This is a genomic window from Dokdonella sp. (assembly GCF_051958935.1).
Classification (GTDB): domain Bacteria; phylum Pseudomonadota; class Gammaproteobacteria; order Xanthomonadales; family Rhodanobacteraceae; genus Dokdonella_A.
Genome location: NZ_JBQCFP010000148.1, coordinates 1 through 9,827, shown reverse-complemented (window position 1 = coordinate 9,827; position 9,827 = coordinate 1). Strand labels below are relative to the sequence as shown.

7 protein-coding genes, 3 tRNA genes and 1 pseudogene are annotated in these 9,827 nt (G+C 68.1%); 3 read left to right on the top strand and 8 right to left on the bottom strand.

The genetic code is table 11. The features are described from left to right. Together ACTHK2_RS14445 and ACTHK2_RS14440 are read left to right on the top strand one after the other, a co-directional pair. Window positions 1–226: 5-oxoproline transporter, DUF969 family subunit (locus ACTHK2_RS14445; protein WP_440246414.1), on the top strand; the 226-nt coding region annotated here is incomplete at its 5' end. Beyond that, the gene (locus ACTHK2_RS14440) at window positions 213–1,181 is read left to right on the top strand and encodes a DUF979 domain-containing protein (protein ID WP_440246413.1); all 969 of its coding nucleotides are present in this window, start codon (window positions 213–215) and stop codon (window positions 1,179–1,181) included. The genes ACTHK2_RS14445 and ACTHK2_RS14440, both read left to right, overlap by 14 nt. 161 nt (window positions 1,182–1,342) lie before the next feature. On the opposite strand, the gene ACTHK2_RS14435 is transcribed toward ACTHK2_RS14440, so the two are convergent. After that, window positions 1,343–2,779 carry a DUF1501 domain-containing protein gene (locus tag ACTHK2_RS14435; protein ID WP_440246412.1) on the bottom strand — a complete coding sequence of 479 codons (1,437 nt, stop codon included), beginning with the start codon at window positions 2,777–2,779 and terminating at the stop codon, window positions 1,343–1,345. An 8-nt stretch (window positions 2,780–2,787) separates the two neighbouring features. Next, on the bottom strand, window positions 2,788–4,716 hold the full coding sequence (locus ACTHK2_RS14430) for a DUF1800 domain-containing protein (RefSeq protein WP_440246411.1): 1,929 nt from the start codon (window positions 4,714–4,716) through the stop codon (window positions 2,788–2,790). A gap of 309 nt (window positions 4,717–5,025) precedes the next feature. Between ACTHK2_RS14430 and ACTHK2_RS14425 the strand changes: the two genes are divergently transcribed. Continuing rightward, window positions 5,026–5,490, top strand: a complete 465-nt coding sequence (locus ACTHK2_RS14425) for a helix-turn-helix domain-containing protein (protein WP_440246410.1) — start codon at window positions 5,026–5,028, stop codon at window positions 5,488–5,490. Between the two features lie 177 nt (window positions 5,491–5,667). Here the strand turns inward: ACTHK2_RS14425 and ACTHK2_RS14420 are convergent. From ACTHK2_RS14420 to ACTHK2_RS14395, 6 genes and pseudogenes are all read right to left on the bottom strand, one after another. Then, window positions 5,668–5,754 (bottom strand) — tRNA-Leu (locus tag ACTHK2_RS14420). Window positions 5,755–5,924: 170 nt separating this feature from the next. Beyond that, window positions 5,925–5,998: transfer RNA gene (locus tag ACTHK2_RS14415), tRNA-Cys, on the bottom strand. A gap of 88 nt (window positions 5,999–6,086) precedes the next feature. Then, a tRNA-Gly gene (locus ACTHK2_RS14410) sits at window positions 6,087–6,162 on the bottom strand. Between the two features lie 75 nt (window positions 6,163–6,237). Continuing rightward, on the bottom strand, window positions 6,238–6,798 hold the full coding sequence (gene pgsA / locus ACTHK2_RS14405; RefSeq protein WP_440246409.1) for a CDP-diacylglycerol--glycerol-3-phosphate 3-phosphatidyltransferase: 561 nt from the start codon (window positions 6,796–6,798) through the stop codon (window positions 6,238–6,240). 17 nt (window positions 6,799–6,815) lie between these two features. Beyond that, window positions 6,816–8,774, bottom strand: a complete 1,959-nt coding sequence (uvrC, locus tag ACTHK2_RS14400) for an excinuclease ABC subunit UvrC (RefSeq protein WP_440246408.1) — start codon at window positions 8,772–8,774, stop codon at window positions 6,816–6,818. 164 nt (window positions 8,775–8,938) lie between these two features. Next, window positions 8,939–9,827 (bottom strand): annotated as a pseudogene (locus ACTHK2_RS14395) (hypothetical protein); the annotation flags it as partial.

Sequence of the window (9,827 nt, the reverse complement as noted above, 5' to 3'; positions counted from 1 at the left end):
CAACATCGGACGCTTCTTCGGCGAGGACGTGTTCCTCGCATTCGGCGCCGTGCTGCTCATCCAGGGGTTCTACGCCGGCCACGGCATCGCGCTCGAACCGATGGCGATCGCGCTGTGGGCGCTGCCGACGGCGATCGCCGCATTCGTGATCCACGCGCTTCGCATCGCCTGGTTCCACCGCAGCCTGCGCCGCGACGCCGAACGGAGGCGCGATGCTGACGCTTGAACCGGTCTACCTGCTGCTCGGCGCGTTCCTGGTGTTCGCCGCGATCGCCGACGTGCGCGAGCGGCGTCATGCGACGGCCGCGTTCTGGGCGATCCTCTCGCTGCCGTTCCTCGTCGGCGACGCGATCCTCGCCTCGTACAAGGCGGGTACGGCATGGCCCGCGCAGGCAATGGGCGTGGGCGTGATCGCGCTCGGCGTGATGGCCGCGTGGAGCCGGCGCCGGCCCTCCGATGACGACGCGGCGGCGCAAGTCACGCGTCGGGGCGACGCGGCACGCCTGGGCAACCGGCTGTTCGGCCCGGCGCTGCTGATTCCGCTGGTCACGCTCCTCGTCGCGCTCGCCGCGCAGTACGGGCCAGCGCCGCTGCGCGCGCTCATCGACGCGAAGCAGTCGACCCTGGTCGCGCTCGGCATCGCGAGCGTCGTCGCGTTCGCGGTGGGTCTGCGCGTGACGGGCGCGCGCGTCGGCGCCGGCCTTCACGAGGGCCATCGCGTGCTTGATGCGCTCGGCTGGGCCGCGCTGCTGCCGATGCTGCTCGCGACGCTCGGCAGCGTGTTCGCTGCGACCGGCGTCGGCGACGCGATCGCCGCGCTCGTCGCGCCGGTGATCCCGACCGACAGCCGCCTCGCCTGCCTAACCGCGTTCACCCTCGGCATGGTGCTGTTCACGGCGATCATGGGCAATGCCTTCGCCGCCTTCCCCGTGCTCATGGCCGGCATCGGCCTGCCCCTGCTCGTGCAACGCCACGGCGCGCATCCGGCCGTGCTCGGCGCGATCGGCATGCTGACCGGCTACTGCGGCACCCTGCTCACGCCGATGGCCGCGAACTTCAACATCGTTCCGGTCGTGCTGCTGGAGTTGCCGGACCAGTACGCGGTGATACGGCAGCAATTGCCGACGGCGGTCGGGCTGCTGGTGGTCAACGTGGGGTTGTTGTGGGTATTGGCGTTCTAGGGCTCAGGGCCGAGGAGCGGGAACCGTGAAAACGGGCCGAGGGTCGACGGCGCCCATTGCGGGCGCACTGTCTCTGGTAGACGTTTCGCCAGTTTCCGGCGCGTGCGGCGCGTAAGCCGCGATGCTCCCGAACGAGCACCGCGGCCGGCACCGATGCGGCCTCAGACGAAGCCGAGGTAGCGCGTGTTGAAGTTGCCGAGGTTGGGCAGGATCAGGTCGATGTCGCCGTCGGTGAGGCCAAACCATTTCGCGAGTGTCGCCGAATACTGCTCCACGGACGTGGTCGGGATCATCTGGCCATACCCGCCGTCGTTCGGGTTCTGCGCCGACGGCGCGAGGCTCGGCATCTGCGCCGAGCCCGTGCCGGCGAGATTGTCGCCGTAGAACTTCTTGCCATCCACGGCGCCGCCGACGACGAACTGGTGCGAAGCCCAGCCGTGGTCGCTGCCATCCTCGTTGTTCGACAGCGAGCGGCCGAAGTCGGACGCGGTGAACGCGGTCGCGCGGTCGGCGAGATTCACCGAAGCGAGTGCGGCGTGGAAGCCTGCGAGCGCCCTCGACAGGCCGACGAGCAGCTCGCCCTGCGTCGCGAGCTGGTCGCCGTGCGTGTCGTAGCCGCCGCCGGTGACGAAGAACACCTGCCGCTTGAGGCCGGTGTAGCCGGAGACGCCGTTGTTCGCCGCCCAGATCAGCTTGACCACGGTTTCGAGCTGCTCGCCGATCTCGCCGGCGCCGGTGAAGTACCCGTCGAAGTCGGGCATGCCGGATGCGGACAGGGTCGAGCGCAGCAACGACGCGGTCGCGACCGAATGGCGCATCGCATTACCGAACGTGCGCTCGAGCATATTCGCCTGCCCCTGCGCATGCAGCGCATCGAACGCCGTGCGCAGCGCGCCGTTGCCGCTGAGTTCGTACGGGAAGTCGATCACGTTCGGTCCGTACGAATTCATCACGTAACCCGCGACGGAATCGCCGCGCACGAACGCGTCCTGGCCGCCGAGCGACGTGAGGATCGGGATGTCGGGCGGGTTCGCGCTCGCGACGAAATCGGCGATGCGGCCGCCCCAGCCGGTCACCGGTGCGTTCGACGGCGGCGAGGACTGCCAGTACGCCGCTTGGTCCGCGTGCGAGAAGAGCTGCGGCGGCAGCACCGCGGCTCCGCCTTGGTATTCCGCTTTCGTGGTCGGCCGCACGAGCGCGCCGACGTTCGCGACGATCGCCGTGTGGTTCGCGTTGAAGAGCGCGGCGAGCTCGGGCATCGACGCGTGCAGGCCGTAGCTGCTGCCGTCGCCGGGGCTGCCGACACCGCTCGCGGGCGCGTCGAGGGCATGCAGGCCCGCGGTCGGCAAGGCGAGGTTCGGTCGCACGAGCTGGTAGTTCGTGCGCGCCGTGCCGGAGATCGGCACGATCGTGTTGAAGCTGTCGTTGCCGCCGTACAGGAAGACGCAGACAAGCGCCTTGTAGTCGGGGAACGTGTAGTCGTTGCGATGCACGGCGGCCTGCAGCAACTTCATGCCGCCGAGCGCGGAATACATGCTCACGCCGCCGAGTGCGGCGCAGATCGTGTCCCGGATGAACTTGCGACGATCGGTACGCATGGCGGCTCCTACTTCTGGACCATGTATTCGGGCGAATTGAAAATCAGGTACAGCGCGGTGTGGACGCGCCACAGTCGCCAGTCGCTCACGCCGTCGTTCCAGCTCGAATCGATGCGGTCGAGGTACGTCAACAAGGTCTGGCGCATGAACGGCGACATCTGCCCGGACATGAACCGCTTGTTGTACGCATCCACCAGCCGGTCGGCCGGGTCGGCGGCGCCGCCGCTGCCGCTGCCGGCGAGTGCGAGATCCTTCGCATGATCGACCTTGACTTCGCCGAAGTCGTCACCGGCATCGCAGACCTGCGCGACGTCGAAATAGAACGCGCGGCCTTCGACGCTGTTGGCGGTGTTGGCGATCACGCTTTCGGTCTGCAACTGGAACTCGGGCGCAACGAGCTGGCCCGCGGTCATCTCGCCCGGCGGCAGGTAACTCGGCTTGAAGAAGTTGAACACCGAGAACGCGTTCATCGGCGCCTGCGCGATGCCCGAGCCGTACTGGTCGTCGTCCGTGCCCCACGCGGTCACGTAGCCGGCGTAGCGGTAAGGCTGGTTCGCGTAGTGATACTGGATCGAGCCCTGGGTGAAATTGCGCCCGCAGGTGTGGCGCGCGTCCATCCCGCGCCAGAAGTGCGTCAGCGCGAGCAGCGGTTCGCGCAACTTACCGTAGGTGTCGCTGTAGAAATGCCCGTAACGCGCTTCCGGATCGAGCAGGATAGCCTGCGCCACCGCGCGCAACTGGTTCGGGCTCGCGCGGTTCGCGTTGAACACGTCCGCCACGCGCTTGACGTAGGACGGGCTCGGATTGCTCGTCACCAGGCGCTGGATCAGCTGCCTGGCGATGTACGGCCCGACATTGGGATGGCCGTAGATGTTGTCGAGCGCGAACTGGAGGTCGCTCGCCGCGGAGCCCCCGTCGGCGAGCACGCCGCCCGCCTGCGCACCCGGATAGACGAGCAACTGCTTGGAGTGCAGGTCGTTCGGACCGGTACCGTTGTCGTGGTAGCTCGGGTCGCCGCTCTGCGGATGATTGGGCTGGTCATACGGCACCATCGGGTGCAGCCAGTTCTCGCCGGTCGTGTAGTCGGGACCGCAATCGGTGAAGTTGTCGAAACCGTTGTCGTCGCAGTCGTACCAGTTCCAGCCGGTGAACACGTGCGCGAACGCGGAAATCGTCGCCTGCGAATAGGTCGGGATCGGGTGGCCGCCTCCGTCGAGCTGCGGCGTGCCGTCCGGCTTGAGCATGACGAGGCCGATACTGAACAGCTGGTTGATCTCGCGCGCGTAGTTCTCGTCCGGATGGATGTTGCGCGTGGGATCGGCGCGCTGGTTGCCGCGCATGTTGAGATACGTGCCCATCGCGGGGCTCAACGTCACCTGCTCGAGCAGCGTGCGGTAGTTGCCGAACGCGTTCGAGACGAGGATGTCGTAGTAGTACGCGATGCTCGCCGGGAACTCGGCGAGCTGGGCATTCTGGTCGGAGACGACGAGGATCTCGCTCAGCGCGAAAGCGATGCGCTGGCGCAGCTGGTCGGTATGGATGAGCGCGTTGTTGGCGGGATCCGGCCCGCCGAGCGCGGCGAGGAACCACGCTTCACGCCGGTTCTGGTGTCCGACCTGCTCGTGCAGCGTATTGTCCACCCAGTCGAGGTAGGTCATCTCGAGGCTCGGCGGCGCGGCGAACTGTTCGTTCAGCCAGGCCTGGTAGCCGATCGCGCGCAAGTGCGCGATGTCGGCATCGGTTGGACCGAACGTCGCCTGTGCAAGGAAGCGCGACGCCTCCGCGTCGTCCAGCGGTCCTGCGGCGATATCTTCGAAACCGTGGCGGAACACCACATCGGGCCGATGCGATTGCGCAATGGCGGACGCGGTCGGCACGGCACACACGAGCATTACCGCAAGGCGCAACAGCCTGCGGACATTCCTGAATGGCAACATGTGGACTCCCTCTCCCCAGACCCCGCGCGAGAGCGTCGCGGTGGCGGCGGACTGTAACGGTTGTCCACGTAGATGAACGGTGCGCCAGGCCACAGTCCGGGTGTCGATCCGCTCACAGGTCATTTTCGGCGGATATTCGGTAGACCGGGTTCGTCGCCGCGAGCATCCAGAACCGCTCGGCCCCCGCCGCGCAGCGCGATTCGAGCCACATGTTGTTCCGGTTGCCGCGACGTGGCACGCCCGTTTTCGCGATTTAGCCACTTGCGGATATGCTAGCCGGTGCAAGACCTTCCTCCCTGAGACTCAAAGATGCCCAATATCGCCACGTTCCTCAAAGCGGAAATCACTCGCCTCGCCCGCAAGGAAATCCGCGGTGAAATCGGCGCGCTGCGCAAGTCCAGCACCGCCCATCGCCGCGACATCGCCGCTCTGAAACGCGAAATCGCCACTTTGCAGCGCCAGAACAAGCAACTGTCCAAGCGCGCTGCGGGAGCCTCCCAGGTGGCCGCCGAGACCGGCGAAACCGAAGTGAAGAACCGTTTTTCGGCGAAGGGATTCAAATCGCTGCGCGCGCGCCTCGGCCTCTCCGCCGACCAACTCGCGACCCTGCTCGGCGCGAGCATGCAGTCCGTCTACAACTGGGAACACGGCAAGACCGTGCCGCGCGCGAACCAGGTGGCGGCGATCGCCGCGCTGCGCACGATCGGCAAGAAGGAAGCGTTGCGCCGCCTGGAAGAGGCACAGGCAGCCGAGAAGCCGTCGCGCAAGCGGTAAGGCCTGCACGCGATCGCACCGCAGTTCGCAGACTCGTCATCCTCGCAGGACTACGCAATCCAGCCGCGTCGGCTTTCACGCGGGGATGACGATTCGGAGATGCACTCGCAGTGCGGCCCGACCAATCACATCCGGTTGCCGTCGCGTCGGATGCGCGATCCACATGCATCGCTGGAGTGGTGCCCGGACCCGGACTCGAACCGGGATGACCTTGCGGTCGAGGGATTTTAAGTCCCTTGCGGCTACCGATTTCGCCATCCGGGCAGCGCAAACACGATGGTAGCGCCTGCGCGCGATGACCGCGCGCGTGGCCCCGCGTTGCCGCCGTCGTCGACCGTCCTGCCCGCTGCCAGTCCTGCGCGCATCGCAGGCACAAAAAAAACCCGCATCGCTGCGGGTTGTCTTGGCCACCGCGGCGCGGATGCGCTACGTGGTGGAGGCTTGGGTCGGAATCGAACCGGCGTACGCGGATTTGCAGTCCGCTGCATGACCACTCTGCCACCAAGCCGTGGCGTTCTTCGCATCACGTGCGCCGTGCATCTTGCGACGTCCGGCAGAAAAACGAAACCCCGGCGTGCCGGGGCTTCATCCGAAACTGGAGCGGGAAACGAGACTCGAACTCGCGACCCCGACCTTGGCAAGGTCGTGCTCTACCAACTGAGCTATTCCCGCGTGGGACGCGCATAATACGGTTTGGCGCGCGGGTGTCAAGCGTTGCTTTCGCGCATGCATGTTCGCGAATGCACATCAGCGCTGCTGGCGCAGGATCGGCCACGCCGCGCGCACGTACAAGAGGCCCGACCAGATCGTGAGGCCCGCCGCGATCACCAGCAGCGACTCGCCGACGTGGAACAGGCGAAGGCCTTCGAGGTCGTGCTGGTAGAGCAGCACGACGATCGCGACGATCTGCATTCCCGTCTTGATCTTGCCGATCGCCGCGACGCGAACAGTCGCGCGCTGGCCGATCTCGGCCATCCACTCGCGCAGCGCCGAAATGCTGATCTCGCGGCCGACGATCACCGCGCTGGTGATCGCCATCAGCGGCGTCGGGTTCTCCTGCACGAGCAGGAACAGGGTGACCGCGACCATGAGCTTGTCGGCGACGGGGTCGAGGAACGCGCCGAATGCGGAGCCCATGTTCCAGCGTCGCGCGACCCAGCCGTCGAGCCAGTCGGTGATCGCCGCGGCGATGAAGATGAGCGCCGCGGCGATGTTGGCGCCATGGAACGGCGCGTAGAACACGATCACCATCACCGGCAGGAGCAGGATGCGGAACAGGGTCAGCGCGGTCGGGATCGTGATGTGCATCGGTCGGTCGGGTGGTGTCATCCGTGGAAGGTCGCGTAAATGCGTTCGGCCAGCTGTCTACTGATTCCGCTGACCTGCATGAGTTCCTCGATGCCGGCCTTCGACAGGCCGCCGAGACCGCCGATGTGATTGAGCCCCGCCGCGCGCCGGCGCGCGCCGACGCCGGCAATTTCCTCCAGCGTACTCGCTTCACGCGCCTTCTCACGACGGCCGCGGTGGCCGGTGATCGCGAACCGGTGCGCCTCGTCGCGCACGGCCTGCACGAGGTGCGAGGCCGGCGATTCGGGGCCCGGGAACAGCGTGCGGCCGGAACGGCCCACGATCAAGGTTTCGTCGCCGGCGCGGCGCGCCTCGCCCTTGGCGACGCCGACGACGGGGACGCCCTCGAGGCCGAGTTCATTGAGCACGTCGATCGCCTGCTGCAGCTGGCCCTTGCCGCCATCGATGAGCAGCAGGTCCGGCAATCTCGCCATCAGCGGCGGCTTGGCCGGCGCCGCGGGCGGCGGCGCTTCGGCTTCGCCCTGCCCGCCCGCGGCCGTAGGCTCCTGCGCGAGTGCGGCCGATGCCGCGGCCGATTCGCGCCGGAAGCGCCGCTGCAGCGCCTGGCGCATCGCCGCGTAGTCGTCGCCAGGCGTGATGCCGGTGATGTTGAAGCGGCGATACTGCGACTTCTCCGGGCCTTCGGGGCCGAACACGACGCACGAGGCGACCGTCGCCTCGCCCATCGTATGGCTGATGTCGAAGCACTCGATGCGTTGCGGCGTCTCGTCGAGCTCGAGCAGGTCGCGCAGCGCCTCGAAGCGGTTAAGCATGGTCTGCCGGCTTGCGAGGCGCGAGGCGAGCGCCGCGTCTGCGTTGCGCCGTGCGAGATCGAGGAAGCGCGCGCGGTCACTGCGCACGTTCGCCTTGATCTCGACCGCGTGGCCCGCATGCCCCGCGAGCGCCTCGGCGAGCGGCCCCGCGTCCTCGGGCGCGTGGCTCACGATCAGCTCGGCCGGCACCGGCCGCTCGAGGTAGTACTGGGCGATGAACGAACCGAGGATTGCCGCATCGTCGGTGGTGCCGGCGAGGCGCGGGAAGAAGTCGCGCGAGCCGAGGCTGACGCCGTTGCGGAAGAACAGCACGCTGACGCAGGCGATGCCGCCGCGGATCGCGCAGGCGATCACGTCCATGTCCGCGCTCGCGCCCTGCACGTAGTGGCGCGCCTGCACGCGCTTGACCGCCGCGATCTGGTCGCGCACGACCGCCGCGCGCTCGAACGCGAGGTCGGCGCTGAGGCGCTCCATCGTCGCGACGAGTTCGTCCATGACGGCGCCCGCGCGGCCGTCGAGGAACATCTCGGCGTGGCGGACGTCGGCGGCGTAGTCCTCCGCTGCGACGAGTCCCACGCACGGCGCCGTGCAGCGGCCGATCTGGTGCTGCAGGCACGGGCGCGAACGGTTGCGGAAGTAGCTGTCCTCGCAGTTGCGGATGCGGAACAGCTTCTGGATGAGGTCGAGGCTCTCGCGCACCGCCCCCGCGCTCGGGAACGGCCCGAAATAGCGGCCCTTGCCGCTGCGCGCGCCGCGATGGAACGCGAGTCGCGGAAAGCGCTCGGACGGCGGCGCCGCGGGGTCCTGCGCCGCGCGCGCGGGATCGGCGGTGAGATGGATGTAGGGGTAACTCTTGTCGTCGCGCAGGACGATGTTGTAGCGCGGCTTGAGGCTCTTGATCAGTTGCGCCTCGAGCAGCAGCGCTTCGGCCTCGGTGCGCGTGACCGTGGTCTCCATGCGCGCGATCTGGCCGACCATCGCGGCGATGCGCGGGTCCATCTTCGGCTTGAGGAAATAGCTGCCGACGCGCTTCTTGAGGTTGCCGGCCTTGCCGACGTAGAGCAGTTCGTCGTCGGCGTCGAACATGCGGTAGACGCCGGGCGCGCCGGTCAGGGTACGAACGAAGGTCTTGCCGTCGAACGGTGGGGCGGAAACGGATGACATCCTCGGAGTGTATTGCGCCCGCGCGTGAATGTCGGCCTTGCGAGGACGCGCGCAGGCGGCTGGCCGCTCGGCGACGGTGGGACTCGCGGGTGGCACGCCTCGCGTCCATCAGGGATTGCGCGCCGCCGCCATCCACCCTACGGACCGCGGATGGCGCAGGCGGTTCAGGTCTCGCCGACCGGCACGCGCCGCAGCGCGCCGCTCGCGAGGTCGATCGCGAGGATCTCGTGCTGGTTCGTGTTGGCGATCCACAGCGTATTGCGCGCGACGCCGAGCGCCTGCGGCTCGCGCAGCGGGTACGCCATGCGCAGCGGCCGTGTTTCGCCGCTGCGCCGGCTGACCAGCTTGATCGCATCGTTGTAGCTGTCGGCGACATAGAGCAGCCCGCGCGGGTCGGTCGCCAGCGCGAGCGGGTTCTGCAGGCGCGCCTCGGCGCGCGTGCCGGTGGCATCGCCGAACGCGTAGAGCCCGCGGCCGAGCACGGTGTCGACGCGGCCACTGTCGACGTCGACCGCGCGGATCGCCGACGAGGCCGCGTCGACGACGAGGAGCTCGCGGCCGATCGCCGCGAGCCCGGATGGTTGCGCGAACGCAGCCTCGTTGCCGGCGCCGTCCGCGAGGCCGAGGTCGCCGGTACCGGCGAGCACCGACACGAGGCCGGCGGCAAGGTCGAAACGCCAGAGCTGGTGCTGGCCCGCGACGGCGACGAACAGGTCGTCGCCGGCCACCGCGAGGCCGAGCGGTGTATTCAGTGCGGTCGCCGTCGGCTCCGCTGCGACGGGCCGCGAACGGCCCGCGCGCCCGGTACCGAGCACGGTATCGACCTCGCCACTGACGCGGTCGACGCGCCGCACGCAGTGATTGCCGGCGTCGGCGACATAGAGTGCATTGCCCCTGCGCGCGAGCCCATGTGGCTGGCGGAAGCAGGCGAGCGCAGGAACGCCATCGGCGTACCCCGCATTGCCGCTGCCGAACACGCGCAGCACGCGTCCGTCATGGCCGCATTCGAGCACGCGATCATGGCCGCTGTCGGCGATGAACAGGCGCTGCTCG